Source organism: Pseudomonas sp. R38(2017) (assembly GCF_002112395.1).
Lineage (GTDB): Bacteria > Pseudomonadota > Gammaproteobacteria > Pseudomonadales > Pseudomonadaceae > Aquipseudomonas.
The window spans coordinates 217081-243643 of sequence record NZ_NEHN01000005.1 but is presented as its reverse complement, the minus strand read 5'-3'; the positions used below and the strand labels follow the sequence as shown (position 1 = coordinate 243643).

At 61.0% G+C, this 26563-nt stretch carries 20 protein-coding genes and 1 pseudogene; 15 read left to right on the top strand and 6 right to left on the bottom strand.

Features of this window, described 5'->3' with window-relative positions:
• Nucleotides 1-42 precede the first annotated feature (42 nt).
• From CAF87_RS14090 to CAF87_RS14070, 5 genes and pseudogenes are all read left to right on the top strand, one after another.
• Nucleotides 43-792: pseudogene (locus tag CAF87_RS14090) on the top strand (NAD(P)/FAD-dependent oxidoreductase); the annotation flags it as partial.
• 292 nt (nt 793-1084) lie between these two features.
• Nucleotides 1085-1597, top strand: coding sequence for a formaldehyde-activating enzyme (fae, locus tag CAF87_RS14085; protein WP_007950493.1), 513 nt, complete (start codon nt 1085-1087; stop codon nt 1595-1597).
• Nucleotides 1598-1607: 10 nt separating this feature from the next.
• On the top strand, nt 1608-2642 hold the full coding sequence (locus CAF87_RS14080; RefSeq protein ID WP_085731936.1) for an aldo/keto reductase: 1035 nt from the start codon (nt 1608-1610) through the stop codon (nt 2640-2642).
• On the top strand, nt 2639-4072 hold the full coding sequence (locus CAF87_RS14075; RefSeq protein ID WP_085731935.1) for an NAD-dependent succinate-semialdehyde dehydrogenase: 1434 nt from the start codon (nt 2639-2641) through the stop codon (nt 4070-4072). Before CAF87_RS14080 ends, CAF87_RS14075 begins: the two co-directional genes overlap by 4 nt.
• Before the next feature lie 88 nt (nt 4073-4160).
• Entirely contained in the window at nt 4161-5525 is a 1365-nt protein-coding gene (locus CAF87_RS14070; RefSeq protein WP_085731934.1) for an MFS transporter, read from the top strand.
• 10 nt (nt 5526-5535) lie between these two features.
• On the opposite strand, the gene CAF87_RS14065 is transcribed toward CAF87_RS14070, so the two are convergent.
• Together CAF87_RS14065 and CAF87_RS14060 are read right to left on the bottom strand one after the other, a co-directional pair.
• Complete coding sequence (locus CAF87_RS14065; protein WP_085731933.1) at nt 5536-6411, bottom strand: LysR substrate-binding domain-containing protein; 876 nt, start codon at nt 6409-6411, stop codon at nt 5536-5538.
• A 140-nt stretch (nt 6412-6551) separates the two neighbouring features.
• A complete protein-coding gene (locus CAF87_RS14060; RefSeq protein ID WP_085731932.1) occupies nt 6552-7730 on the bottom strand; it encodes a hypothetical protein in 1179 nt (392 codons plus the stop codon).
• Nucleotides 7731-7915: 185 nt separating this feature from the next.
• Between CAF87_RS14060 and CAF87_RS14055 the strand changes: the two genes are divergently transcribed.
• The 6 genes from CAF87_RS14055 to CAF87_RS14030 all read left to right on the top strand — a co-directional run bounded on the left by CAF87_RS14055 (nt 7916) and on the right by CAF87_RS14030 (nt 15404).
• A complete protein-coding gene (locus CAF87_RS14055; protein ID WP_085731931.1) occupies nt 7916-8848 on the top strand; it encodes a LysR substrate-binding domain-containing protein in 933 nt (310 codons plus the stop codon).
• A gap of 107 nt (nt 8849-8955) precedes the next feature.
• The gene (aldA, locus tag CAF87_RS14050) at nt 8956-10380 is read left to right on the top strand and encodes an aldehyde dehydrogenase (protein WP_085732259.1); all 1425 of its coding nucleotides are present in this window, start codon (nt 8956-8958) and stop codon (nt 10378-10380) included.
• Between the two features lie 82 nt (nt 10381-10462).
• Nucleotides 10463-11782 carry a nitrate/nitrite transporter gene (locus tag CAF87_RS14045; protein WP_085731930.1) on the top strand — a complete coding sequence of 440 codons (1320 nt, stop codon included), beginning with the start codon at nt 10463-10465 and terminating at the stop codon, nt 11780-11782.
• Nucleotide 11783: 1 nt separating this feature from the next.
• The gene (locus tag CAF87_RS14040) at nt 11784-13001 is read left to right on the top strand and encodes a mandelate racemase/muconate lactonizing enzyme family protein (RefSeq protein ID WP_085731929.1); all 1218 of its coding nucleotides are present in this window, start codon (nt 11784-11786) and stop codon (nt 12999-13001) included.
• Between the two features lie 60 nt (nt 13002-13061).
• Complete coding sequence (locus CAF87_RS14035) at nt 13062-14675, top strand: GMC family oxidoreductase (protein WP_085731928.1); 1614 nt, start codon at nt 13062-13064, stop codon at nt 14673-14675.
• 123 nt (nt 14676-14798) lie between these two features.
• A complete protein-coding gene (locus CAF87_RS14030) occupies nt 14799-15404 on the top strand; it encodes a DUF6338 family protein (protein ID WP_085731927.1) in 606 nt (201 codons plus the stop codon).
• Between the two features lie 181 nt (nt 15405-15585).
• On the opposite strand, the gene CAF87_RS14025 is transcribed toward CAF87_RS14030, so the two are convergent.
• Nucleotides 15586-16470, bottom strand: a complete 885-nt coding sequence (locus CAF87_RS14025) for a LysR substrate-binding domain-containing protein (RefSeq protein ID WP_085731926.1) — start codon at nt 16468-16470, stop codon at nt 15586-15588.
• Between the two features lie 159 nt (nt 16471-16629).
• Between CAF87_RS14025 and CAF87_RS14020 the strand changes: the two genes are divergently transcribed.
• Nucleotides 16630-19659 (top strand): FAD-binding and (Fe-S)-binding domain-containing protein, encoded by a 3030-nt coding sequence (locus CAF87_RS14020; protein ID WP_085732258.1) that lies wholly within the window; start codon nt 16630-16632, stop codon nt 19657-19659.
• A gap of 105 nt (nt 19660-19764) precedes the next feature.
• Nucleotides 19765-20934, top strand: coding sequence for a DUF1624 domain-containing protein (locus CAF87_RS14015; RefSeq protein ID WP_085731925.1), 1170 nt, complete (start codon nt 19765-19767; stop codon nt 20932-20934).
• Nucleotides 20935-21132: 198 nt separating this feature from the next.
• Here CAF87_RS14015 and CAF87_RS14010 read toward each other — a convergent pair whose 3' ends face one another.
• Nucleotides 21133-22524: an aldehyde dehydrogenase family protein gene (locus CAF87_RS14010; RefSeq protein WP_085731924.1), complete on the bottom strand. Its 1392-nt coding sequence runs from the start codon at nt 22522-22524 to the stop codon at nt 21133-21135.
• A gap of 103 nt (nt 22525-22627) precedes the next feature.
• Here CAF87_RS14010 and CAF87_RS14005 point away from each other — a divergent pair, with 103 nt between their 5' ends.
• Together CAF87_RS14005 and CAF87_RS14000 are read left to right on the top strand one after the other, a co-directional pair.
• Complete coding sequence (locus CAF87_RS14005) at nt 22628-23509, top strand: LysR family transcriptional regulator (protein WP_085711607.1); 882 nt, start codon at nt 22628-22630, stop codon at nt 23507-23509.
• Between the two features lie 88 nt (nt 23510-23597).
• Nucleotides 23598-24260, top strand: a complete 663-nt coding sequence (locus CAF87_RS14000; protein ID WP_085731923.1) for a M24 family metallopeptidase — start codon at nt 23598-23600, stop codon at nt 24258-24260.
• A gap of 45 nt (nt 24261-24305) precedes the next feature.
• Here CAF87_RS14000 and CAF87_RS13995 read toward each other — a convergent pair whose 3' ends face one another.
• Both CAF87_RS13995 and CAF87_RS13990 read right to left on the bottom strand, forming a co-directional pair.
• A complete protein-coding gene (locus CAF87_RS13995) occupies nt 24306-25871 on the bottom strand; it encodes an aldehyde dehydrogenase (NADP(+)) (protein WP_085731922.1) in 1566 nt (521 codons plus the stop codon).
• A complete protein-coding gene (locus tag CAF87_RS13990) occupies nt 25868-26506 on the bottom strand; it encodes an isochorismatase family cysteine hydrolase (RefSeq protein ID WP_085731921.1) in 639 nt (212 codons plus the stop codon). The genes CAF87_RS13995 and CAF87_RS13990 overlap by 4 nt, the downstream gene beginning before the upstream one ends.
• Nucleotides 26507-26563 lie beyond the last annotated feature (57 nt).

Below are 26563 nucleotides of genomic sequence, written 5' to 3'. Positions count from 1 at the left end.
CTCAGTCAGTGATGTCGGTGAGCGGGATGCTCAAGCCGCCAGGCGCGCAACACTGTGGTCGCCGGCGGCGGCTTCACCGGCATCGAAACCGCCACCGAAATGCCGGCACGTCTGCGCGAAGTGCTGGGCGATCAGGCTGACGTTCAAGTGATCATTGTCGACCGTGGACAGAAAGTCGGCGCGGCCATGGGCGAAGCCATCAGCGTGTCGATTGCCGACGCGAGCGCTGAGTTGGGCGTTGAATGGCGACTGGGTGTATCGGTCCTGTCGGTCGATGAAAACGGCGTGAACTTGTCGGACGGCCAGCGCATCGAGGCAAAAACCGTGGTCTGGACTACCGGCGTACGCGCCAGCTCCCTGACCGAGCAGATTCCAGCCGAACGTGATCGTCAGGGGCGCCTGCATGTTGATGCACACCTGAAAGTCATCGGTCAGGACGATATCTTCGCCACCGGTGACGTGGCTTATGCGGCCACCGACGATATCGGCAACTTCGCCTTGATGACCTGCCAGCATGCGATTTCCCTCGGCCGACATGCCGGCAACAACGTCGCGGCGCAGATTCTGGGTGTCGACCCGACGCCATACAGTCAGCCGAAATACGTGACCTGCCTCGACCTCGGCGCCTGGGGCGCTGTGTACACAGAAGGCTGGGATCGTCAGGTGAAACTGGTCAAGGAGGAGGGCAAATCGCTCAAGACCCAGATCAACACTCAGTGGATCTACCCGCCGGCCGCTGACCGTGCCATCGCGCTGGCGGCTGCTGATCCGATGATCCCCGTCGTCGCGTAACCAGGTGCAGTCCGAAAAGTCCCGCTTTCGAGCGGGATTTTTTCGCCACCACAAAAGGCTATGACTAAAAGTCATTGCCCCATGATTTTTAATGGTTACGGGTGCCCTGATACCCGGTGTTAAAAAATCGCAAACACAGCTCATCAATAACAACCAGAGAGCGTTTGCAGCCATGTCCCGATTCTCCCTTCGCGTCTCCCCACGTCCGTTATTGATCCCGTTGGCTATTCGGTCTGCGTGAGCTGTCGATCACCCCCAAAAAAAACCTCTGCATCGCAAAGAGTAATGACTGATGAAAGAACTCGACCTGTACATCGGTGAAGGTTTCGAAGGCCCGGGCGTGAACGCCGCGCACATCAATATCCTGATCGGCCCGCGCAATGGCCCGGCGGGGCAGGCGTTTGCCAACAGCCTGGCGTCGCCGAGCCAGGGCCATTGCCCGTTCATGGTGATCGCCCAGCCGAACATCCCGGTCAAGCCGATGACCCTGTACGTCAACAAGGCTGCGATCAGCAGCGACCTGCACGGCAACGCAACGTGGGGCGCTTCCCAGGCCGGTATCGCCAAGGCTGTGCTCGAAGCGCTGCTCGACGGCACGCTGCCGCCGGAAGCCGAAGACGAGTGGGCAATTGTCACCGCCAACTGGGTCAACCCGGCCTGCGACGACCTCGATGCGGTCTACCTGAACAACTACAACGCCTGCCGCACCGCGATCCGCGCCGCCCTGACCGGCAAGCCGGAAACCGCGCAGCTCAAAGATGTGGTCAACCACATCAGCAACCCTTTCTACACGCCAAAAGCCTGAGGTTCGCGCCATGCAATACATTCGTTTGGGCAACTCCGGCCTGCAAGTCTCCCGCCTGTGCCTGGGTACCATGAACATGGGCACCCCGGACTGGAAGCCGTGGATCTTCAATGAAAAACAAAGCGAGCCGATCGTCGCCCACGCCCTCAACAACGGTGTGAACTTCATTGACCTGGCGGACTTCTATTCCGCCGGTGTCGGCGAGGAAGTGGTGGGGCGCATTGTCAAGCGTCTGGCCCGTCGCGAAGACCTGGTGATCACCACCAAGGTCGGCTACGGCACCCGCAACGCAATCAATGCCAGCGGCCATTCGCGCAAGCACATCATGGACAGCATCGATGCCTCGCTGAAGCGTCTGGACATGGATTATGTCGATGTGTTCATGCTGCATTATTTCGATGTGAACACCCCGGTCGAAGAAACCATGGGCGCACTGAACGACATCGTGCGTTCCGGCAAGGCGCGTTACATCGGCGTCTCGACCATGCTCACCGGTCAACTGGCGAAAATCCTCATGGCCTGCGAGCGCAACGGTTGGGTCAAGCCGATCAACATGCAGCTGCAACTGAACTGCGCTTACCGCGAAGAAGAGCGCGAGATGATTCCGTTCTGCCGCGATCAGGGCATCGGCGTGTCGGTGTTCAGTCCGCTGGCCCGTGGTCTGTTGACCGGTGACGTGCAATCGACCCGCAACCAGACCGACTTCTTCACCCAGCAGATGTACAGCGACGAAGCCTCTTTCGAAATCGCTCATTCGGTGCAGCGCGTGGCCCGTGCCCGTGGCGTGTCGAACGCGCAGATCGCTCAGGCCTGGGTCGCCAATCATCCGGGCGTGGACTGCATGCTGGTCGGCGCCGACACCACGGCGCAGTTCGACAGCGCACTGGCGGCGTTGGAAACAAAACTCGATGCGGAAGAGCTGCATGAGCTGGAACGCAACTACACCCCGTGCGACGTGATCAACGATTACACCGCCGGCAAACGCATCCTGCGCACGGCCCGTCCGGGGCATGAGCGCTTCACGTTGCAGGGGGCGGTGGCATGAGCGAGTTGATCCGTCACGGCAACTTTATCGACGGTCAGTGGGGCCAGGGCGGCGCCACTTACCCGGTGCGCAACCCGGCCAACGGTGAGTTGATCACCGACGTGCAAAAGGCTGGTGCCGAGGAAACCAACCTCGCTATCGAGGCGGCCAATCGTGCCTTGCCGGCCTGGCGCAAACTCACCGCCAAAGAGCGCAGTCAGCGCCTGAAACGCTGGAGCGATCTGATGCTCGCCAACCAGCAGGATCTGGCGACCCTGCTCAGCCGCGAGCAGGGTAAACCGCTGGCCGAAGCCAAGGGCGAGGTGGTCTACGCCGCGAGTTTTCTCGAGTGGTTCGGTGAAGAAGCCAAGCGTGCCTATGGCGATGTGATCCCGAGCCACAAGGCCGATGCGCGGATCATCGTGACCAAGGAGGCCATCGGTGTGGTCGCGGCGATCACACCGTGGAACTTCCCACTGGCGATGGTCACCCGCAAGGTCGGCCCGGCGCTGGCGGCGGGTTGCACAATGATCCTCAAACCGTCGGAAGAAACCCCGCTGTCGGCGTTCGCCCTGGCGGTGCTGGCCGAGCAGGCCGGGATTCCGGCCGGTGTATTCAACATCGTCTCCGGCGACGCGGTGGCCATCGGCGGCGCGCTGCAAGCATCCAGCGTGGTGCGCAAGCTGTCGTTCACCGGCTCGACCCGCACCGGCAAATTGCTGATGCGCCAGGCTGCCGACACCCTTAAAAAGGTCTCGCTGGAACTGGGCGGCAACGCGCCGTTCATTGTCTTCGACGATGCCGACATCGATGCGGCCGTGAAGGGCGCAATGGCCTCGAAATTCCGCAACACCGGGCAGACCTGCGTGTGCGTCAACCGCTTCTTCATTCAGGACGGTGTCTACGAAGCCTTCACCGGCAAACTCGCCGAAGCCGTGGCGGCGATGCGCGTGGGCAGCGCGCTGGACGGCGAGACTGAGCAAGGTCCGCTGATCAATGCCGCTGCGCTGGCCAAGGTTGAAGCCCACGTGAGCGATGCGCTGGAGAAGGGCGCCACGCTGTTGTGCGGCGGCCGTCGTCATGCCTTGGGCGGCACGTTCTACGAGCCGACCATCCTCACCGAAGCCAACGGCGACATGTTGATCGCCCAGGACGAAACCTTCGGCCCGGTGGCCGCGTGCTTCCGTTTCAAGGACGAGGCCGAGGTGCTGGCGCGGGCCAACGATACGCCGTTCGGCTTGTCGGCGTACTTCTACAGCCGCGACATCGGCCGGGTCTGGCGCATGGCCGAAGGGCTGGAGGCCGGGATGGTCGGCATCAACGAAGGGATCATCTCCACGGAGGTGGCGCCGTTCGGTGGCATCAAGGAATCGGGCCTTGGGCGTGAAGGTTCGAAGTACGGTCTGGATGACTATCTGGAGATCAAATACCTGTTGATGGGCGGTCTATAGACCACCCCGAATCCTGTGGGAGTTTGCTCCCGCAGGTTTCTCCCAGCGCTTTCCGTTTCTCCGTCAATAACAACAATTGGAGACGAATATGTCCGCTCAACCCGCAAAGATCGATGACCTGCCCATCGGGCGCTTCCACATCAAGATTGCTGGCCTGACCTTCGGCGCGCACTTCACCGACGGCTACATTCTTGGCCTGATCGGTATCGCATTCACCTTGCTCAGCCCGCAGATGCAGCTCAATGCGTTCTGGCAGGGCCTGATCGGCGCATCGGCGCTGATCGGCCTGTTTCTCGGCAGTCTGTTTTTCGGCTGGATCTCGGACAAGGTCGGCCGGCAGAAAATCTTCCTGGTCAGCTTCGTGCTGATCACTATCGCTTCGGTGATGCAGTTCTACGTCGAAACCGCCATGAGCCTGTTTCTCTGCCGGGTGCTGATCGGCATCGGTCTGGGCGGGGATTTCAGCGTCGGCCACGCGATGCTCGCCGAGTTCGCGCCGAAGAAACATCGCGGCGTGTTGCTGGGTTCGTTCAGCGTGATCTGGACCTTCGGCTATGTTGCAGCGACCTTCGTCGGTACGGCCATGCTCAGTCTCGGTGACGATGCCTGGCGCTGGATGCTGGCGTCGTCGGCGGTCCCCGCTGCGCTGATTCTGATCGCGCGAATCGGTACGCCGGAGTCGCCGCGCTGGCTGGTCAATCAGGGCCGCGTGGCGGAAGCCCGTGCCATCGTTAAAAAACACTTGGGCGACAATGTCGAGCTGGACGAAACCCGTTCCAGCGAAACCCGCTCGGGCTACGCGGTGCTGTTCAGCCGCGAATACCGCAAGCGCACGGCGTTCAACTGCCTGTTCTTCGTGTGCATCGTCATGCCGTACTTCGCCATCTACACCTTCCTGCCGTCGATCCTGCAGAAGATGGGCCTGGCCGAAGGCTTCGGCACCGAGCTGATGCTCAACATGCTGCTGATCCTCGGCGCGTTGATCGGCATCTGGTGCACGATCAAATTCACCCGGCGCGGATTCTTGATCAACTCGTTCATCATTCTGGCGGTAGCGTTGTTTCTGCTGGCGGTGTTGCCGGGCAGTGCGGCGTGGCTGATGGTGCTGGTGTTCGGCGTGTTCACGCTGGTGTTGTCGGCGGTGAGCAATCTGGTGGGCGTGTTCCCGGCGGAAAGTTTCCCGACGGAAGTGCGGGCCAGCGGGATTGGTCTGGCGACGGCGGTGAGTCGTCTGGGCTCGGCGGTGAGTACGTTCCTGTTGCCGGTGAGTGTGGCAGGGATCGGGTTGAGCCCGACGATGGGGATTCTTGCGGCGATCCTGGCGATCGGTGCGTGGCTGTCGTGGGCCTGGGCGCCGGAGACCAAGTCGTTGACGTTGAGTCAGGCGTGCAAGGCGCAGAGTCCGGTGGAGGTCGGTGTTACGTCGGTCGGGAAAGTCGCCACGCCCGTCTGATGAGTGCAGGTCAGGGGTTGCTGACAACCCCTAGCCACTCGGTAAACAGCTTCACTTTCGACAGTCCTTGCTTGTCATTCGTCACATCCAGCCAATAGCCATAAGGGCCGATCACCTCAATCGGGGTGATCGGCAGCAGGCTGCCGTTGGCCAGTTCCTTTTCGATCATCTGCCGGTCGATCACCGCCAGACCGCCGCCGGCCAGCGCGGTGTGGATCACCTGATCCAGGGTGCTAAATTCCAGCCCTTGCCCGGCATCGATGTCGTCCCGGCCCATGGCCGCCAACCAGTTCTCCCAGACCTTCAAACGCTTGCCGTCGTGCAGGATGTGCAGCAATGGATATTCCCGCAGATCCGGCGGCTGATCGCCGTTGAACAGCTCCGGGCTGGCCACTGCGATGTGCCGTTCCATCACCAACAATTGGCTGGAGCAATGGGGCGCTGCTGCGAGGCCGAAGCGGATGTGGCAATCGACTTCCGTGAGGCTGTCGTGGCCGATCTGATTGGTGACGCTGAGGTTGATGTCCGGGTAGCGCTGGCAGAACGCGCGCAGGTGTGGCGACAGCCAGCGCGTGGCCCAGGTCGGCGGTGCGAGCACTTTCAAGCGCTGGCGCAGATTGGGCACGCGCACCGCTTGCAGAGAACGTTCGATGTGGTCGAAGGCCTCGGCCAGATGCGGGGAAAGATTGCTGCCGGCTTCGGTCAGCGACAGCCCTTGCGGTGTGCGCACGAACAGCGCCACGCCGAGGTAGTCTTCAAGCTGTTTGATCTGGCGACTGACCGCGCCCTGGGTGACGTTCAACCCGATAGCGGCCTGACTGAAACTGCGATGACGGGCGACTTCTTCGAACACGCGCAGGGTGTTGAGCGAGGGCAGTTGACGCATGGAGGCGAGACTCCGGATCGGGCGGTTTATTGTTGTTTTGGGGTGAGGGCTATCTGACTATCGAGGCGGTGCGGATGCAAGGTGAATTCGCAACGGGCAGGCAAAAAAAATCGCAGCCCTGGCTGCGATTTTTTTTAACGTCAGAAGTAATACCCGACGTTCACATATAACTGGTTCTCCCACTGATCCAGCCCACCGGCGCCAAGGCTTTGGGTGTAGCTGCTGCCCCCGATGTACGGATCGTTTTTGCCGAACAGCCATTCGGTCGCGACCCACAACTTGCTTACCGAGAATGAGGTACCGAGGATCATTCGCTCGGACGTCTTGAAGCCGCTGGCAGACTTGTCGAGGGCGCTGTAGTTGGCGTACAGCTTGATCCCGCTGACTTGGTCGAACAGATATTTGCCGCCGACGTCGTAACTCAAATCAGCCACATACAGATTGCCGCGACTGGCGACGTTGTAAGTGCCGTCGTATCCGCCGAGCGTCACCAGTTCATCGGTGCTGGCATTGCGTGGCGACATCTGCTGCCGCGCCGCCTGCAACTGCACGCCCCAAGGGCCATTCTTGCCGAGGTAATGCACGGCCACGGCGTTGCGTCGGCCGTCGTTGTCGGTGTCTTTGTTTTCGAGGGTCGAGGTCAGGGCGGAGATTCCGACTTCGGATTTCCAAGGCCCCAGATCCAGCGACCTGGCGACCCGCAGCACCACGGTGTTGCGCTCCTGGTTGTTGCTGCCGTCGGCCACGTAGCTGTCGGCTTCGGACACCACGCTCGAATACGTCACGCCTTTGCTAGTGCCTTTGCCTTGCCAGGCCGGACGCAGGTAGTAGCCGGCCTGGATATTCCAGTCGCCGCTTTGCTGGATGTATTTGGTGCCGATCTGTTGCACGTCTTCCAGGCCGATGACGTTGCCCAGGGTTTCGTAGAAGGTGCTACCGAAGTACGGCTGCAAACCGAACGGCACGGTGTTCAGGCCCACTTGCACTTGCTGGTCGGGATTGAACTTGTAGCCGACCCACGCGAACTTGGCGAAGCGGATGTCGCCGTAGTTTTTGGTGTACTGATACGGGTAGGAGCGGCCGTAGAAGCGGTATTGCGCTTCACCGATCCACGAGTCGGAGTTGTACTTGGCGCTGAGGAACACCGTGTCGAGGCCGAACTTCTGGATGTCGCGATCCGGGTCCACGTCCCAACGGGCACGAATGGCGCCGCCAAGGTCGAGATTGTCGGTGACCTGGACCGCCATGGCCGGGGCGGCAATGCTGCAGAACAGAGCGATGGAGGTGGTGCGCAGGCGCAAAAATGCAGGGAAGGGCATGGAGCGGCTCTCGATTGTTTTTATTAGAGATGCCGCGCAGTTTTGCCATCCGCCCGCTGCAGAACAAACGATAAAAACGTCAGGGAAACCTGCATCGAATGCATGTTACTCAGAAAATCCTGTAGGACAATTCGCCAGTGTCGTGGGATGCTTTGCGCCTTGTCAGTGGTTTTCGAGTGCCTTGTATGAAACGCAAAATGCCCGGCCTGAATGCGCTCAAAGCATTCGAAGTGGCTGGCAGCACCGGCAGCTTCACCCGCGCCGCCGAGTTGCTCAATGTCACCCAGAGCGCGGTCAGTCGTCAGGTGCGGCAGCTGGAAGAACAGCTCGGCGAGAGTCTGCTGGAGCGCCGCCATCACCATCTCGAACTGACCGGCGCCGGCAAGATTCTGCTGCGGGCGCTGCATCAGTCGTTCGACAAGATCGAGCTGACGGTGCGCAGCATCCAGCAGAAAACCCACGCCAACCGCTTGCACATCAACGCGCCGCCCACCTTCACCAGCCGCTGGTTGATGCCACGCCTCGGGCGATTGCGCGAGCAGCATCCGGAACTGGAACTGAGCATCACCACCCGCTTGCAGGACAGCCTCGCGGAAACCAGCACCCTCGATTGCGCGATCCGTTTTGGCGACGGCGAGTGGGACGGGCTCGACAGTTCGCTGCTGATTCAGGAACGGCACATCGCTGTGTGCTCGCCAACGCTTTACGCGCGGGAGGGCGGCGATCAGGGCATCGACCTCAATCGCCTGACGCTGCTGCATGTGCTGGCCCGGGAAGATCAGCGCTACCTGACCTGGAAACACTGGCTCGACGCGGCGCGCATCAGCGGCGTCGATACCCAGGGCGGTTATGAATTCGACCTGCTGGATCTGGCGATTCAGGCAGCGGTCGATGGCCTGGGGATCACCATTGCCGACTGGCACATGGTTGCCTCGGAGCTGGCCAGCGGGCAGTTGACCCAAGTGCATAACGTCCATGTCGAGGGTCACCAGTCCTACTGGCTGGTGACCCGCCCGGAACAGACGCAGATGCCGCAATTGCAGGCGTTCAGTCAGTGGTTGCAGGAAGAGATCTGGCTGGCGCAGCGCCAGCTTGAGCCTTCGAAGGCGATTTCCTGAGTAACATGCCTTTTTCGAATGTTTGATCGCCGGATAAATCGTTTGTTGAACCCGCTGTCGATGACAAGACTGGCGCCATCGATAAAAACAAACGATGGGCGATGCACATGCGAGTCGAGCGAAATTTTGTTAACGGCCACTTCATCGAACCGGCCAGCGCGGCGCTGATCGCGGTCTACAACCCGGCCACTGAAGCATTGATTGGCCAGGTGTCGGCCGCCACTGCCGAAGAGGCCACGGCGGCAGTCGATGCTGCCGCCAAGGCGCAAAAGACCTGGGGCAAATTCACCAGCATCGAGCGCGCCGAACACCTGCGAGCGTTTGCGGCTGCCCTTGAGGATCGCGCCGAATCCATCGGCGCCGCCCTGGCCGCCGAGTCCGGCAAAAGCCTGAGCGACGCCAGCAGCGAAGCCCGTTATGCCGCGCAGATCACCCGTTACCACGCCGAGTGGGCGCGCCGCATCGAAGGCGAGATCATTCCCAGCGACAGCCCTGACGAAAACCTGTTCCTGCACCGCGAGCCGATTGGCGTCGTTGCGTGCCTGATTCCGTTCAACTACCCGGTCTACACCTTGCTGCGCAAAATCGCTCCGGCGCTGATTGCCGGCAACACCGTGGTGGTGCGCCCGAGCAACAACACCCCGACATCGGCGTTCGAAATCGCCAAAGCCGTGGAGCAATCGGGCATGCCGGCCGGCGTGGTCAACATCCTGACCATGGATCACGCCACCGCTGCAGCCGTTTGCACGCATAAAGCCGTGGGCCTGATTACCCTGACCGGCAGCGTCAACGCCGGGCGCATCGTCCTCGACTACTGCAAGGCCAACATTGCCAAGCCGTCGCTGGAACTGGGCGGCAAGACCCCGGCAATCATCGAAGCCGACGCTGATCTTGAAGCCGCCGCGAGCGCAATCATCGCCTCCAAGACCACTCACTGCGGCCAGTTGTGCACGGCGGTGGAGCGGGTCTACGTGCAGGAAAGCGTTCACGACCAATTCCTCGCATTACTCAAAGCGAAGATCGTCGCCGTGAAGTTCGGTGACCGCGCCTCGGACGCCAGCCTGATGGGCCCGCTGGTCAACGCCAGTTCGCAGAAGAACATTCACGCCATGGTCGAGCGCGCGATTGCCGACGGCGCCGTCCTCGAAAGCGGCGGTGTGCTGCCTGAGGGGCCGGGGCATTTCTACCCGCCAACGCTGCTCAGCGGTTGCCGCCAGGACATGGAAATCGTCCAGGAAGAAATCTTCGGCCCTGTGCTGCCGGTGCTCACGTACCGCGACATCGACGAAGCGCTGGCCATGGCCAACGATCACCAGTTCGGCCTGTCGTCGGTGCTCTACACCGAGAACTACCGCACCGCGCAGAAAGTCGCCAACGCCATCGAAGCCGGCGAGTTGTACGTCAACCGTACCCCGGCCGATCCGTATCAGGGCTACCACGCCGGCTGGAAACGCTCGGGCCTGGGCGGCGATGACGGCAAGCACGGCATGCTCGAATTCACCCAGACCCGCCTTGTGGTCATGAAGTACTGATCCACCGCAGCACGCCTCACGCTACACCTATAAAAACAATTATCAGGGGCGCCCGGAGCACGGGTCGCCCGAGGTCACTTCAATGTCCAAGCATGCATCCACTGCTGCCGCTGTTCAGGGTTCCAACTCGGCTTCGAAAAGCCGCAGCGACAAGGGAAGTCGCTATTTCCAACTGATGTTGCTGGTGCTCGCCGCCGGTGCGATCTACCCGATTCTGTACCTGCGTCAGGTCTATCAGACGACCATGCTCGAGGTGTTCCAGATCAGCCACAGCGAGCTGGGTTATCTGTACTCGATGCTGGGGACGATTTTCCTGCTCAGTTACTTGCCGAGCGGCTGGCTGGCCGACCGTATCGCGCCGCGTTTCCTGATTTTCTTTTCGCTGGTGGCCACTGGCGCGCTGGGTCTGTGGTATTCGACGGCGCCGTCGATGACCGGGCTGATGATCATCTTCGGCTGCTGGGGGCTGACCACCGGCCTGACGTTCTGGGCCTCGGTGCTCAAGCGCGTGAAGATGATTGCCCATCACACCGAGCAGGGCCGTTTCTTCGGCATTCTCGATGGGGGGCGCGGACTGGTCGAAGCGCTGCTGGCAACGGTTGCGCTCGGGCTGTTCGCCTACGCCACCGAAACCCGTGGCGAGTCCACTGCCGAAGGTTTCAAACACGTGGTTTATCTCTACGCCTTCACCTGTATCGCCATCGGCTGTGTGCTGGTGCTGATCAAGGACCCGACGTCGATGGAGGACACGCCGCAGGTGGAGAAGGGTAAGTTCAATCTGTTCACTGATCTGGCGACATTGGTGAAGATTCCTGAACTGTGGCTGGTCACCGCGATCGTGTTTTGCGGTTATCACATCTTCTGGGCCACCTACAGTTTCTCGGACTACCTGCAAGGCAGCGGCCTGACCGCCGTCATGGCCGGCACCATCACCACGATTAAACTGTGGATGCGCCCGATCGGCGGCATCGGTGGCGGTTGGTTGGGGGACAAGTTTTCGAACATCTCGGTGCTGATCGTTGCGCTGTTGCTGGCGAGTCTGGCGATTGTCGGCCTGATCGTGTTCCCGGCGCTCAACAGCATGGGGCTGCTGATCGCGACAGTGATTTTCATCGGCCTGATGACCTACGCGATTCGCGGTCTGTACTGGGCGATCCTCGACAGCTGCAACATTCCGCTGCGCATCACCGGACTGGCCATCGGCATCGTTTCGGTGGTCGGTTACATGCCGGATGCTTTTATCCCGTTGATCAACGGCTACCTCACTGAGCATTTCCCCGGCGCCCTCGGCTACAAGCTCTATTTCGGCTACATCGCCGCCATCGGTCTGATCGGCACCCTGGCTGCCGTGACCCTGCGTGCCCGAATCAATCGCAAATCTCTGAAAAAGACAGGTGCCTGAGATGAAAATCGTCGCCCTTGAAACCCATATCGTCGCCGTACCGCCACCGCACATCGGCGGCATGTACTGGCTGTTCGTCAAGCTCAAGACAGACTGCGGCATCGAAGGTGTCGGCGAAATCTACGCCGCGACCTTCGGCCCCAAAGCCATGCTGCCGATCATCGAAGACGTGTTCGAGCGCTACCTGCTGAATCAGGATCCGCACCACATCGAACGCTTCTTCCGTCAGGCCTATTCGAGCGGTTTCACCCAGCGTCCCGACCTGACCATGATGGGCGTGGTCAGCGGTCTGGAAATGGCCTGCTGGGACATCATCGGCAAGGCTGCGAACAAGCCGGTCTACGAACTGCTCGGCGGCAAGGTTCACGAACGCCTGCGTTCCTACACCTACCTGTACCCGGTCAACAGCCGTGGCGAGTACGACTATGACGACCCGGACCTGGCCGCCGAGTGCGCCATCGACAACATGAACAAGGGCTTCACCGCCGTGAAGTTTGACCCGGCCGGGCCGTACACCGCGTACTCCGGGCACCAGATTTCGCTGGAAGTGCTGGAGCGCTGCGAAACTTTCTGCCGCAAGATCCGCGAAGCGGTGGGCAACAAGTGCGATCTGCTGTTCGGTACCCACGGACAAATGGTGCCGTCCTCGGCAATTCGTCTGGCCAAGCGCCTGGAGAAATACGATCCGCTGTGGTTCGAAGAACCGGTGCCGCCAGGCCAGGAAGAGGCCATGGCGCAAGTCGCGGCCAAGACCAGCATTCCGATCGCCACTGGCGAACGCCTGACCACCAAGTACGAGTTCTTCAAGCTGTTGCAGGCCGGCGGTGCGTCGATTCTGCAGATGAACGTGGCGCGCTGCGGCGGCCTGCTCGAAGGCAAGAAGATTGCCAGCATGGCCGAGGCCTATTACGCGCAAATCGCCCCGCATCTGTACAACGGGCCGATTGGTGCGGCGGCGAGTTTCCAGCTCGCGGCCTGCACGCCGAACTTCCTGATCCAGGAAAGCATCGAGACCTGGGGCGGCTTCCACGCCGAGGTCCTGAAAAAGCCGTTGCAGTGGGAGGACGGTTACATCATCCCGTCCACCGAGCCGGGCCTGGGCGTGGAGCTGAACATGGACGTGGTGCGCAAGCATTCGCCGTACACCGGTGAACGTCTGCACCTGCAGATGGCCCCGACTCCGGCCGACGTCAAAGACACATCGCCGGCCAAGGGCTGACGGGATTTCCCCGCCCGGCAACGGGCGGGTTCGATAAAAAGACTTACGCGGTAACCGTGCATGACATACGACTACATCATCGCTGGCGCAGGCGCCGCTGGCTGCGTCCTGGCCAATCGGCTCTCGGCCTCGGGCCAACACACGGTGCTGCTGCTGGAGGCGGGCGGCAAGGACAGTTCCCTGTGGTTCAAGATCCCGGTCGGCTTCGCCAAAATGTATTACAACCCGACCTTCAACTGGATGTACTACAGCCAGCCGCAGAAGCAGTTGGGCAATCGTGAAATCTACGCCCCGCGCGGCAAGGTCCAGGGCGGCTCGGGCTCGATCAACGCGATGATCTACGTGCGCGGCCAGGCCCATGACTTCAACGACTGGGCGTCCAACGGCAACGACGGGTGGGGCTTCAAGGACGTGCTGCCGTACTTTCGCAAGCTGGAAAACCATCCGCTGGGCGACAGCGAATATCACGGCGGCAGCGGCCCGATCAGCATCACCCCGATGGCCGGCCAGACCCACCCGATCTGCGACGTGTTCCTCAAGGGCTGTGATGAACTCGGTTACCCGCGCAGCGACGATTTCAACGGGCCGAAATTCGAAGGTGCGGGCATCTATGACGTCAACACCCGCAACGGTCAACGCAGCTCCAGCAGCTTCGCCCATCTGCACCCGGCGCTGAGTCGGCCGAATCTGACGGTCGAGCATTACGCGTTGGTCGATCGTGTCCTGTTCGATGAAAGCCAGCAGCGCGCCACCGGCATTTCCATCACTCAGCATGGCGTGGTGCGGACCTTCACGGCGCGCAAGGAAGTGATCCTGTGTGCGGGCGCCGTCGACACACCGAAGATCCTGCAACTGTCCGGCGTGGCTGATCGTGCGTTGTTGGAAAAGCACCAGATTCCGCTGGTCAAGCACCTGCCGGCGGTGGGGCAGAACCTGCAGGATCACCTGTGCGTCAGCTATTACTACAAGGCCAACGTCCCGACCCTGAACGATGAGCTCAGCTCGCTGTTTGGCCAGTTCAAGCTCGGCGTGAAATACCTGCTGACCCGCAAAGGCGCGCTGGCGATGAGCGTCAATCAGGCCGGCGGATTCTTCCGTGGCAATTCGGAACAGAGTCATCCGAACCTGCAGCTGTATTTCAACCCGCTGTCGTACCAGATTCCGAAAAACAACAAGGCCAGCCTCAAGCCCGAGCCGTATTCAGGCTTTCTGCTGTGCTTCAACCCGTGCCGCCCGACCAGTCGTGGGCGCATCGAGATTGCTTCGAAAAATCCGCGCGATGCAGCGATGATCGACCCGAACTACCTGAGCACGCAGAAGGACATCGACGAGGTCATCCAGGGCAGTCGCCTGATGCGCAAGATCATGGGCGCTCCGGCGCTGAAGGGCATCACGGTTGATGAAGTCTTGCCGGGGCCGGCGGTGGAAAGCGACGAGCAGATGCTGCAGTACTTCCGAGATAACTGCGGTTCGATCTATCACCTGTGCGGTTCCTGTGCGATGGGCGCGGATGAGCAGACTTCGGTGGTCGACAAGCGCCTCAAGGTGCATGGCCTTGACGGGTTGCGGATCGTCGATGCGTCGATCTTCCCCAACGTCACGTCAGGCAACACCCATGCGGCGGTGCTGATGGTGGCGGAGAAGGGCGCGGATCTGATTCTGCAGGATGCGTAATGCGCGGTGACAGTTGATCGCAAGCGTCTTTCCAGCGTGCACTAGGCTTTGAATGCCGGCCCATTACGGGCCGGCATTGCTGTTTCTGGAGGATTGGTTTTTTGATTCAAGGAGCGACCGATCATGGATGATCTGGTGAAAGAGGTGATTCCGCTGTTGCAGTACCTGATCCCGGGGTTTGTCTCGACCTGGATTTTCTATTCCCTGACGGCGTTCAAGCGGCCGGATACGTTCGGGCAGATTTTGCAGGCGTTGATTTTTACGTTTGTGATTCACGGGATTGTGTTGGGGATCGGAGCGGTTTGTGTGTGGGTGGGGGAGAAGGGATTTTCCGTAGGAAAGTGGGATGCCAAGGCTGAAGCGTGCTGGGCATTTTTTGCTTCGTTGCTGTTGGGGTTGATCGCTTGTTGTCTGGCTACCAATGGCAAATTGCATAGGTGGTTGCGCAGCAGAAACGTAACGAAACAATCTTCCTATCCCAGTGAATGGTTCTGCGCCTTCGCTCAGTATGACCGATTCATCACCCTTCATCTGGATGATGAAAGGCGCGTTCTAGGCTGGCCCGTCGAGTGGCCACCGGAGTCGAATGCCGGTCAGTTTTTGATGAAGTTTCCACGCTGGCTCAACGACGATGGCAAATTGGATCCTATTGGCGCCGAATTTTTGCTGATAGATTCCGCGAAGGTTAAATGGGTTGAGTTCAGCCCAGCATCAGAGGAATCATCATGACTGCCAGAGCACCGCAACCAATGCCGAAACATTTGGAACGCCTATTCGTCGGACCTGACGGGAAGTTGTTGGATCAACCACTGATCAAGGGTCCAAAGGCACCACCACCGCTGAAGCGTTAGCCGATATAAGGGGCGATTATTCGCCCCGGTTGCCAACTCCCCGGTTCAGGCTCGCCAACTCAAAGCGTCTGCACCAGCCAATCCCGAAACGCCTTCAACGACGCCAACGACTCATTGCGCGCCGGGTACACCAGGTAATAGCTGCGCCGACTGCTGATCGGCTCCCCCAGTTGCAGCAGCTCACCGCTGTGCAGCTCATCCTCCACCAGAATCCTCGGCACCAGCCCGATACCGATATTGGCGCGCACGGCCTGGATCAGGTGCGAGGTCATCTCGAAGCTCGGCCCGATGCGCATGCTGCGATGGGGCAGGGCGTGATGGCTGAACCACTCGGACCAGGCCTGAGCGTTGCTGCTGACATTGAGAAGAAGCTGCCCGGCGATATCCTGGTCGGCCGCACGACGTTCGGCGTCGGACAATTGCGCACTGGCGATCACCACCAGTTCTTCGGTGTGCAGGCGGTGGGCGGTCAGCCCCGGCCAGTCACCGCCGCCAACACAAATCGCCGCGTCGATTTCACTGGTGTCGAAGTCGATGGCTTCGATGCGCGAATGCAGGTGCACGGTCATGCCGGGGTGCGCGGTGTAGAAATCCTTCAGGCGCGGCAACAGCCATTTCGAGCCGAAGGTCGGCAGAGTCGCCAGGCGCAGGCTATGAATTCCCGAGCCGAACGCCATTGCCTGCAACGTCGCACTGCGGATCTGCCCGAGGGCTTCAGACAGTTCGCGCTGATACATGCGCCCGACGTCGGTAAGGATCACCCGCCGGCCTTCGCGACTGAACAGGCGCATGCCGAGCATCTTTTCCAGAATCTGCACCTGACGACTGACCGCACTCTGGGTCAGCGACAGTTCGTGGGCGGCGCGGGTGTAGCTTTCATGGCGTGCGGCGGCTTCAAACGCCAGCAGCAACGACATCGAGGGAGTGAGAGTTCGCGGATTCATTCGTTTTAGTCATGGATTGCGGGTCGATTTTACGGTTGTCCCGGCATCGCTCTGCAATGAATATAAGGCCTATGAGATGGCGGGAGCGTGACGCAATCATTCATTGCGCACAACTGTTCACCGCCACACGGCCCGTTTTTGACCGAGATTGCACGCCCGATGATTGCCCAGCTGTCGCCTTCCACCACGTTGAACACCGATTACCAACAGTTTCTCAAAGCTCTTGAAGCCAGTGGTTTTCGTGGCGAAATCAGTGCCGACTACGCCAGCCGCGTGGTGCTGGCCACTGACAACTCGATCTATCAGCGCTTGCCGCAAGCGGCGGTATTCCCGCGCGATGCTGACGACGTGGCGCTGCTGGCACGCCTGATTGCCGAGCCGGCGTACCAGAAAGTCGTGATCACCCCTCGCGGTGGCGGTACTGGCACCAACGGTCAGTCGTTGACCGACGGCATCGTCGTCGACCTGTCGCGGCACATGAACCGCATTCTTGAAATCAACGTTGAACAGCGCTGGGTGCGGGTACAGGCCGGCGTGGTGAAGGATCAACTGAACGCGGCACTGAAATCCGCCGGGCTGTTTTTCGCTCCGGAGCTGTCCACGTCGAACCGCGCCACCGTCGGCGGCATGATCAACACCGACGCCAGCGGCCAGGGCAGTTGCACTTATGGCAAGACCCGCGACCACGTTCTGGAACTGCATATGGTTCTGCGTGGTGGAGAGCGTTTGCATGGCCGCCCGCTGGAAGAAAGTGAGCTGGCAGCAGAATGCGCCCGCGAGGGCCGGGCCGGCGAGGTGTATCGCTGCGCGCGGCAGATCATCGATGAGCAGGGCGAGTTGATCCGGGAAACCTTCCCCGACCTCAACCGCTGCCTGACCGGATACGACCTGGCGCACCTGCGCGAGGTCGACAACCGTTTCAACCTCAACAGCGTGCTGTGCGGCGCCGAAGGTTCACTGGGGTTTGTGGTCGAGGCCAAGCTCAACGTGTTGCCGATCCCCAAGCACACCATGCTGGTGAACATTCGTTACGCCGGCTTCATGGACGCGTTGCGTGACGCGCGGGCGTTGATGGCGCTCAAGCCGCTGTCGATTGAAACCGTCGACTCCAAAGTGTTGTTGCTGGCGATGCAGGACATCGTCTGGCACGGCGTCGCCGAGTATTTCCCGGAAAGCGCCGAACGGCCGACGCTGGGGATCAATCTGGTGGAGTTCTGCGGCGACGATCCCGAGGAGCTGCAAGGCCGGGTCGAGGCTTTCGTTCAGCACTTGGGTAACGATGCGACAGTCGAGCGATTGGGCCACACGCTGGCCGTCGGTCATGCGGCGGTGAACCGCGTTTATGGCATGCGCAAGCGTGCGGTGGGTTTGCTCGGTAACGTCGCCGGTGAAGCGCGGCCGCAGCCCTTTGTCGAAGACACCGCCGTGCCGCCGCAACACCTGGCCGAGTACATCGCCGAACTGCGCGAACTGCTCGACAGCCACAATCTGCAATACGGCATGTTCGGCCACGTCGATGCCGGCGTGCTGCACGTGCGGCCGATTCTCGACATGAAAGACCCGCAACAAGCGGCGTTGGTACGACCGGTGTCGGACGGCGTCGCCGCGCTGACCCAGCGTTACGGTGGCCTGTTGTGGGGCGAGCACGGCAAAGGCCTGCGCTCGGAATACGCACCGGCCTTTTTCGGCGAGTTATACCCGGCGCTGCAAGCCTTGAAGGCGGCGTTCGATCCGTTCAACCAGTTCAATCCCGGCAAGATCGCCACGCCGGATATTCCCGGCGCTGCATTGCTGAAGATCGACGAAGTGACCCTGCGCGGCGAACTTGATCGGCAGATCGACGAAAAAGTCTGGCAGGACTACGGCGCGGCCATGCACTGCAACGGCAACGGCGCCTGCTACAACTTCGATCCCGACGATGCGATGTGCCCGTCGTGGAAAGCCACCCGCCAGCGCGCGCAATCACCAAAAGGCCGCGCCTCGCTGATTCGCGAGTGGCTGCGTTTGCAGGGCGAAGCGGGTGTCGATGTGTTGTCCGATGCCAGTCGCCGTCCGCCGTTTTTCAGCACGTTATTGCAGCGCTGGCGCAACAGCCGCGCGCAGGAACAAGACTTCTCCCACGAGGTGTACGACGCCATGGCCGGCTGCCTGGCGTGCAAGTCCTGCGCGGGGCAGTGCCCGGTGAAGGTCAACGTACCGGACTTCCGTTCGCGGTTCCTCGAGCTGTACCACACCCGTTACCTGCGGCCGGCGCGGGATTATCTGATCGCCTCGCTGGAATACACGATTCCGTACATGGCGCGGATTCCGTTGCTCTATAACAGCTTGATGGGGGCCTCGTTCAGCCGTCGCTTGATCGAGCGTCTCGGCGGCATGCTCGATGTGCCGTTACTCAGCCGTTTCGATTTCCACGCGGCGATGCGCCGCTGGCAGGTTCAGCCAGCGTCGGTCGAGGTGCTTGCGGCGCTGACCCAGGCGCAACGTGAGCGCAGCGTGGTGCTGGTACAAGATGCGTTCACCCGGTATTTCGAGGCGCCACTGCTGGCGGATCTGATCGAGCTGATTTCGCGACTGGGGTATCAGGTTTATCTGGCGCCGTTCAGCGCCAACGGCAAGCCGCTGCATGTGCAGGGCTTCCTGTCGGCGTTCAATCGCGCGGCGTTGCGCAATGCCGGGCAACTGCGCGCGCTGGCCGAGATCGGTGTGCCGCTCGTGGGGCTAGATCCGGCGATGACGCTGGTTTATCGCCAGGAATATCTGAAAGTGCCGGGGATGGAAAAATGCCCGGAGGTGGCGCTGGTGCAGGAGTGGCTGCTAAAGGTCATGCCGCAGCGGACGGATTCGCGAGAGGTTGAAAGCTTCCGCCTGCTGGCGCACTGCACCGAAAAAACCAACGCACCCGCCGCGACTCGCCAATGGGAGCAAGTGTTCGAACGTGTCGGCTTGAAACTGACGACTCAGGCTACCGGCTGCTGCGGAATGTCCGGCACCTACGGGCACGAAGCGCGCAATCGCGAGACCTCGGCGGTGATTTACGAGCAGTCCTGGGCAAAGCAGATCGAGGCGCCGGTAGAGCGGGGCGAAGCACTGGCGACCGGTTATTCGTGCCGCAGCCAGGTCAAGCGCCAGGCCGACCGAGCAGTGCGTCATCCGTTGCAGGTGCTGCTTGAGCAACTGCGCACGGCTTGAGAGCCGTTAGCAATTGAAGCGGGTTTTTATGTTATAAAGTAACGTAAATAGTCGGGCCGTTTGCACGCGGCCCGGTCGAACTCCTCACTCGATTGCGAACCTTTCATGAGCCTTGCTGTTCCCCGAAACGTCCCGCCGGCGACTGGCCGGTTGTTGTCCATTGATGCGCTGCGTGGCCTGGTGATTCTGTTCATGTTGCTGGATCACGTGCGCGAAACCTTTCTGTTGCATCGTCAGGTGTCCGATCCAATGGACATCGCCAGTACGGAACCGGCGCTGTTTTTCAGCCGCACTCTGGCGCATCTGTGCGCGCCGGTGTTTGTGCTCCTGACCGGGTTGTCGGCGTGGCTGTTCGGCGAGAAGTACGACGGCAAGGCTGATGTCAGTGCCTTCCTGTTCAAGCGCGGACTGTTTCTGGTAGCGCTCGAATTCACCCTGGTGAATTTCGCCTGGACGTTCCAGCTGCCACCGACCGTGATCTACCTGCAAGTGATCTGGGCGATCGGCCTGAGCATGATCGCGCTGTCGCTGCTGGTCTGGCTGCCACGCTGGCTGCTGTTGACGCTGAGCCTGGCGATCATCGCCGGGCACAACCTGCTCGACGGACTGCACTTTGGAACCGAGTCGGCACTGCACGTGCCATGGGCAATCCTGCATGATCGGGGCTGGATCGAAGTCAGTGAAAGCTTGCGTCTGCGCACCTCGTACCCACTGCTGCCATGGATCGGCGTGATCGGTCTGGGTTACGCGCTGGGGCCGTGGTTCGCCCGCGCTGCCGATGCAGGCGTGCGCCAGCGCCGCTTGTTGATCGGTGGTGTCGCCGGGCTGCTGGGTTTCGTGACGTTGCGGCTGGTCAACGGTTACGGCGAGAAACCGTGGTCGATCAGTGACAGCAGCCTGCAAACCCTGATGAGTTTTCTCAACATCACCAAGTACCCGCCGTCGCTGTTGTTCATCACGCTGACGGTGAGCGTCGGGCTGCTGCTGTTGCTGGTGTTCGAGCGCGCGCAGGATCGACGCTGGATTCGCTGGCTGACGGTGTTCGGTTCGGCGCCGATGTTTTTCTATCTGCTGCATCTGTATGCACTGAAGGTGCTGTACCTGATCGGTGTGGCGTTGGTCGGGCTCAATCAGGGCAGTTATTTCGGCTTCTCGTCGGTGGCGGCGGTGTGGCTGGCGGCGATGGTGCTGGCGGTTGCGTTGTTCCCGGCCGTGCGCTGGTTCTCGGCATTGAAGGCCCGGCGACGGGACATCGCGTGGTTGAAGTATCTGTAACTGGCTCGTTTTGCCGTCGCGAACGTTGCGGGCAAAGTCGATGAAAGCCTTGAGCGGCGCCGGTACATGGTTGCTGGCGTCGGCGGCCGTCGTGCTGGGGCTGCTAAGTAAAGATCGGACGGTATCGGAGCCTCAACAGGCTGCGGCGTAAATGAAAAAGCCCGGAAGCGCAAACGCTTCCGGGCTTTGTTCATTGGATCAGCGGCGATCCAGCCACACGGTCTGCGCATTGCAGAACTCGCGCACACCGAAGTGCGACAGCTCGCGGCCGAAGCCGCTTTTCTTAACGCCGCCGAAGGTCACGCGCGGGTCGCTGGCGGAGTAGCCGTTGATGAACACGCCACCGGTTTCCAGTTCGCTGGTCAGCTGCTGGGCCAGGGCGACGTTGGCGGTGTAGATCGTGGCGGTCAGACCGAACTCGCTGTCGTTGGCCAGGGCCACGGCGTGAGCACAGTCGCGAGCGGTGATGATCGATGCCACCGGGCCGAACAGTTCCTGTTTGAACGAGGTCATGCGGTCGGTGACGTCGGCCAGCACGGTTGGCTCATAGTAGTTGCCAGGCCCTTGGGCCTTGCCGCCGCCGAGCAGCAGGGTGGCGCCTTCTTCTAGGGTGTCGCGCACTTGTTGATCCAGTTCGTCACGCAGATCGAAACGGGCCATCGGGCCGATGTAGTTGTCGGCGGACAACGGATCACCCATCTTCAACTGGCGGGTGGCTTCGACGAATTTGCGAGTGAACTCTTCGACCACGCTTTCTTCGATGATCAGGCGTTTGGCGGCGGCACAGACTTGCCCTGAGTTCTGGTAACGACCGATCACTGCTGCTTGCACGGCTTCATCGATATCGGCGTCGTTGAGCACGATGAATGGATCAGAGCCGCCCAGCTCCAGTACGCATTTTTTCAGTGCGGCACCGGCCTGTGCGCCGATGGCCATGCCGGCGCGGACGCTGCCGGTCAGCGTCACGGCGGCAATGCGCGGATCGGCGATGGCGCTGGACACGCCTTCCGGGGTGACGTTGATCACTTCAAACACGCCATCGGCAAAACCGGCGCGGGTGAAGGCGTCACGCAACAGGTAGGCGCTGCCCATCACGTTCGGCGCATGTTTGAGCACGTAGGTGTTGCCGGCAATCAGCGCCGGGACGGCGCCACGCAGCACTTGCCAGATCGGGAAGTTCCACGGCATCACGGCGAGGATCGGCCCCAGAGGACGGTATTCGATGCGCGCCTTGCCGCCTTCGACCAGCGTTGCTTCGGCGTTGAGCATGGCCGGGCCGTGTTCGGCGTACCACTCGCAGAGTTTGGCGCATTTCTCGATTTCGCCGCGGGCCTGGGCGATCGGCTTGCCCATTTCCCGAGTGATCATGGTCGCCATGGCTTCGCTGCTGTCACGCAGGGCACCGGCCAGCGCGGTCAAGGCGCGGGAGCGGTCTTGCAGTGGCTTGCGTTTCCACTTGCCGAAACCGAACGCGGCACGGGTCAGCGCGGCGTCGAGTGCTTCGGCGGATTCGAAAGCGTAGTGACCGATCTGCTCGCCGGTGGCTGGGTTGATCGAGATGGCGTGGGTCTGGCTGGAAATCGGGCTCATGGCATCGTCCTGCGAGGTCAGTGGATGCGCTCAGAGTAGGGTGGCGTTTGATTTCTGGAAACTGAATAATAAAGATCGTTTCTTTCACGATTGGAGAATGACTGTGGATCTGGTGCAACTGGAAATCTTCAAGGCTGTTGCCGAGCACGGCAGCATCAGTGCGGCGGCGGCGCAGATCCATCGCGTGCCGTCGAACCTGACGACGCGCATCAAGCAGTTGGAGGAGGATCTGGGCGTCGACTTGTTCATCCGCGAGAAAAGCCGCTTGCGTCTGTCGCCGGCGGGCTGGAGTTTTCTGGAATATGCGCGGCGGATTCTCGACCTGGTGCAGGAAGCGCGAGCTACAGTGGCCGGCGAGGAACCGCAAGGCGCATTCCCGCTGGGCTCGCTGGAAAGTACCGCAGCGGTGCGCATTCCCGGTTTGCTGGCGACCTACAACCAGCAACACCCGAAGGTCGATCTGGACCTGTCGACCGGCCCGTCGGGGACGATGATTGACGGTGTGCTTTCCGGGCGCCTGGCGGCTGCGTTCGTCGATGGTCCGGTCTTGCATCCGGCGCTGGAAGGCATTCCGGCATTCGAAGAGGAAATGGTCATCATCTCGCCGCTCCACCACGGCCCGATCAAGCGTGCTGCGGACGTGAACGGCGAGAACATCTATGCGTTTCGCTCGAACTGCTCCTACCGCCATCACTTCGAAAAATGGTTCAGCACCGACGCTGCGGTGCCCGGCAAGATATTCGAAATGGAGTCTTATCACGGTATGCTCGCCTGCGTCAGCGCAGGTGCCGGTCTGGCCCTGATGCCGCGCAGCATGCTGCAGAGCATGCCGGGTTGCGCGACGGTGAGTGTCTGGCCGCTGGCGGCGGATTTTCGCTATCTGACAACGTGGCTGGTATGGCGGCGGGGTACGGTGTCGCGCAGTCTGAGCATGTTTGTGCGCTTGCTCGAGGAGCGCGGTGTGGTGCGCGCAGAAGAGAATTGACACGTTGTGTCATGGTTGTATCTTAGGCGTCCTGTTTCGCAATATAAAAAACTATACAGCGCAAGCGATTAGCCAGAAGGAATCAGCGATGACCACAGCCCTGAGCGGTAAAGAAGCAGTAGGTGGGCGTTTTGTGCTGGAAACCATGCGCCACGCCCAGCAGTTGACCTGGAAGGCGGTGGACGAGATCGCCAGGGTGATCAAACCTGGCATGCGCGAATCGGAAGCTCATGCACGGGGCAAAGAGATCCTCGTCGAACTGGGTATGGACCGGATCTGGCATCCGCTGCTGATCCGCTTCGGCTCCAATACGCTCAAGACTTTCAAGGAGCGCTCCGAAGGCGACCCGGTACTGGGTGAGGAAGACATTTTCTTCATCGACATGGGCGTGGTCTGGGAAGGCCATGAAGGCGATGCCGGGGCGACGTTCGTCACCGGTTCCGATCCGCAGATGATTGCCTGTGCGGCGGCCTCCAAGGAACTCTTCGACAAGGTCGAAGCCTTCTGGCGCCAAGGCGTAACGGGTGTCGAACTGTACCGCTACGCCACCGATCAGGCCGAGGCCATGGGCTGGAAGTTGAACCTGGACATCAAGGGCCACCGGGTCAGCGATTTTCCTCATGCGATCTACCGCGGCGGCAATCTTGGTGACTTCGATCAGGCGCCGAATGCCGGTGTTTGGATTCTGGAGATCCAGATCGAACACCCTGAACTGGCGTACGGTGCTTTCTATGAAGACCTTCTTATTTGATTGAAAAAAGTGCCCGGTTCGGTGATCCGCCGAACCGGGCATTTTTTATTGGCCGTCGATGCTGCGGGGCAGATCGAGTGGATTGGCGTTGCGCAACACCTCCGGCAGCAATGCATCGGGAAAGCCCTGATACGCCACCGGCCGCAAAAAGCGCTCGACCGAGGTCATGCCGACCGAGGTGAAGCGACTGTCCGAGGTGGCCGGGAACGGCCCGCCGTGTACGGTGGCGAAAGTCACTTCCTGCGGATGGGCGAAAGCGTTGACCACAATGCGTCCGGTGCGGCGTTCGAGGATCGGCAGCAGACGCCGGGCCAGGTCCAGATCGCGGTCTTCAAGGTGAATGGCTGCGCTCAGTTGACCCTTGAATGATCGGGCGACCCCCAGCATCTCTTCTTCATCGTTGACCGTTACCAACAACGCCGCCGGGCCGAACACTTCATGGGCCAGCGCCGGTTCGCTGAGCAGGCGTTGGCCATCCACTTCCAGCAGCGCCGAGCGGCCCTCGAATGGGCCATCCGCTGGCGCGCCGACTGCCACCAGATTCGCTCCGACGCTTTCCATTGCCACCAGCCCTTTGACGTATGAACCGTGAATCCCCGGGGTCAGCATCGTGCGTGCCGGCGCATCGCTGATTCGTTTGATCATGGCGCTGCGCAATGCCTGCAAGCCATTGCCCTTGACCGCGATCAGGATCGACGGACACAGGCAGGCTTGCCCGACATTGACCAGCATCCGCTCGGCGAAACCGTCACCGATCTCTGCGCCACGTGCCGCCATTGCTGCGGGCAGGATGAAGGTCGGGTTGACGCTGGTCATTTCGGTGAACACCGGAATCGGATCAGGACGCAACTGTGCACGACGATAAAGCGCCATGCCGCCCAGTTCCGAACCGGTGAAGGTCACCGCCTTGATGAGCGGGTGATCGACCAGCGCCTCACCGATGGCATTGCCGCTGCCGCGCAGCATGGAGAAAACACCTTCGTGCAAACCGTGCGCCTGCACGGCCTTGCGAATGGCGCGGGCCTGGATTTCCGAGGCCCCGGGGTGGGCGTTGTGGGCCTTGAGAATCACCGTCGCACCGGCCGCGAGTGCCGAGGCGGTGTCGCCGCCGGCCACCGAATAGGAGATCGGGAAGTTGCTGGCGCCGAAGATCGCCACCGGGCCGATGGCGACTTTCTGCAGGCGGTGATCCATGCGTGGCCGTGGCTGACGCTCAGGTTGCGCCGGGTCGATGGCCAGTTGCAGGAAGCGACCTTTGCGCACCACGTCGGCGAACTGGCGGAACTGGATAGCGGCCTTGGCGGCTTCGCCTTCCAGTTGCGCTTGGGGCAGACCGGTTTCCAGCGCGGCGCGGGCGGCCAGTTCCTCACGAACGGCGTCGAGGTTGTCGGCGATACTCTCCAGAAACGCCGCGCGTTCGGCCAGCGAGGTATGGCTGTAGCTGTCGAATGCCGCGTCGGCAAGGGTTGCAGCCTGATCGACCTGGGCCGCGCCGCCAAAGGCGAACTCTGGTTCGATCAGTTGATTGGTTGCCGGATTCAGCGCTTTCATCGTGCCCTCGGTGGCAGGGGCGTCAGAGGCGCCAATCAGCAGGTGGCCGGTCAGACTCATTTCGACTCACCCTGAGTGTCGAGGCTGGCAATCAGTTCGTCGGTGGTCGTGACGACATGGGCGAAGGTCGGGCCGTTGAGTTCGTGGGCCGCGTGCATCATTTCCTCCTTGAAGGCGGCAGTGGCGTCGCGCACCAGCGTGACGTGATAGCCGAGTTCCGATGCATAGCGCGCTGTGGCTTCGATGCAGGTGTTGGCCAGCAGTCCGACGATGATTACGTGGGTGATGCTTTTTTGTTTCAGGCGAAAATCCAGGTCGGTGTTGGCAAAACCGCTGGAGCCCCAATGCTCCTGAGCGATGATGTCGCCATCCTTCGGCGCAAAATCCGGGTGCCATTCACCGCCCCATTCGCCTCGGGCGAAGTGGTGCATGTGCATGATCTTGTTTTGGGTGGGTGTCGGGTGATCCCAGTTCTCGTAGTCGCCTTTGACCCAGCGGTGATGCGGTACGATGACCACCGGAATCTGCAGGCCCCGCACGGCGCGGTCGAGTTTGCGCAGGTTGTCGAGCAAGCCGTTCTGATCGGCGATCGGTTTGATCAGCGGAAAGATCTTGCCGCCGTCCGAGAGGAAATCGTTGTAAGGATCGACCAGCAGGTAGGCAGTTCTGTCGAGTGGATAGAGAGGTTTCGACATGACGATGTACTCCGGCAATGAGAGTGATCGATGCTCAGGGCTTGTTCCCGCATCTTG

What these genes read in the sequence shown, in the direction of transcription:
- CAF87_RS14040 (WP_085731929.1), top strand. Translation starts at nt 11,784, where the DNA reads ATGAAAATCGTCGCCCTTGAAACCCATATCGTCGCCGTACCGCCACCG.
- CAF87_RS13990 (WP_085731921.1), bottom strand. Translation starts at nt 26,506, where the DNA reads ATGTCGAAACCTCTCTATCCACTCGACAGAACTGCCTACCTGCTGGTC.
- CAF87_RS14045 (WP_085731930.1), top strand. Translation starts at nt 10,463, where the DNA reads ATGTCCAAGCATGCATCCACTGCTGCCGCTGTTCAGGGTTCCAACTCG.
- CAF87_RS14000 (WP_085731923.1), top strand. Translation starts at nt 23,598, where the DNA reads ATGACCACAGCCCTGAGCGGTAAAGAAGCAGTAGGTGGGCGTTTTGTG.
- CAF87_RS14030 (WP_085731927.1), top strand. Translation starts at nt 14,799, where the DNA reads ATGGATGATCTGGTGAAAGAGGTGATTCCGCTGTTGCAGTACCTGATC.
- CAF87_RS14025 (WP_085731926.1), bottom strand. Translation starts at nt 16,470, where the DNA reads ATGAATCCGCGAACTCTCACTCCCTCGATGTCGTTGCTGCTGGCGTTT.
- CAF87_RS14060 (WP_085731932.1), bottom strand. Translation starts at nt 7,730, where the DNA reads ATGCCCTTCCCTGCATTTTTGCGCCTGCGCACCACCTCCATCGCTCTG.
- CAF87_RS14065 (WP_085731933.1), bottom strand. Translation starts at nt 6,411, where the DNA reads ATGCGTCAACTGCCCTCGCTCAACACCCTGCGCGTGTTCGAAGAAGTC.
- CAF87_RS14080 (WP_085731936.1), top strand. Translation starts at nt 1,608, where the DNA reads ATGCAATACATTCGTTTGGGCAACTCCGGCCTGCAAGTCTCCCGCCTG.
- CAF87_RS14075 (WP_085731935.1), top strand. Translation starts at nt 2,639, where the DNA reads ATGAGCGAGTTGATCCGTCACGGCAACTTTATCGACGGTCAGTGGGGC.
- CAF87_RS14020 (WP_085732258.1), top strand. Translation starts at nt 16,630, where the DNA reads ATGATTGCCCAGCTGTCGCCTTCCACCACGTTGAACACCGATTACCAA.
- CAF87_RS14035 (WP_085731928.1), top strand. Translation starts at nt 13,062, where the DNA reads ATGACATACGACTACATCATCGCTGGCGCAGGCGCCGCTGGCTGCGTC.
- aldA (WP_085732259.1), top strand. Translation starts at nt 8,956, where the DNA reads ATGCGAGTCGAGCGAAATTTTGTTAACGGCCACTTCATCGAACCGGCC.
- CAF87_RS14055 (WP_085731931.1), top strand. Translation starts at nt 7,916, where the DNA reads ATGAAACGCAAAATGCCCGGCCTGAATGCGCTCAAAGCATTCGAAGTG.
- CAF87_RS14070 (WP_085731934.1), top strand. Translation starts at nt 4,161, where the DNA reads ATGTCCGCTCAACCCGCAAAGATCGATGACCTGCCCATCGGGCGCTTC.
- fae (WP_007950493.1), top strand. Translation starts at nt 1,085, where the DNA reads ATGAAAGAACTCGACCTGTACATCGGTGAAGGTTTCGAAGGCCCGGGC.
- CAF87_RS13995 (WP_085731922.1), bottom strand. Translation starts at nt 25,871, where the DNA reads ATGAGTCTGACCGGCCACCTGCTGATTGGCGCCTCTGACGCCCCTGCC.
- CAF87_RS14015 (WP_085731925.1), top strand. Translation starts at nt 19,765, where the DNA reads ATGAGCCTTGCTGTTCCCCGAAACGTCCCGCCGGCGACTGGCCGGTTG.
- CAF87_RS14010 (WP_085731924.1), bottom strand. Translation starts at nt 22,524, where the DNA reads ATGAGCCCGATTTCCAGCCAGACCCACGCCATCTCGATCAACCCAGCC.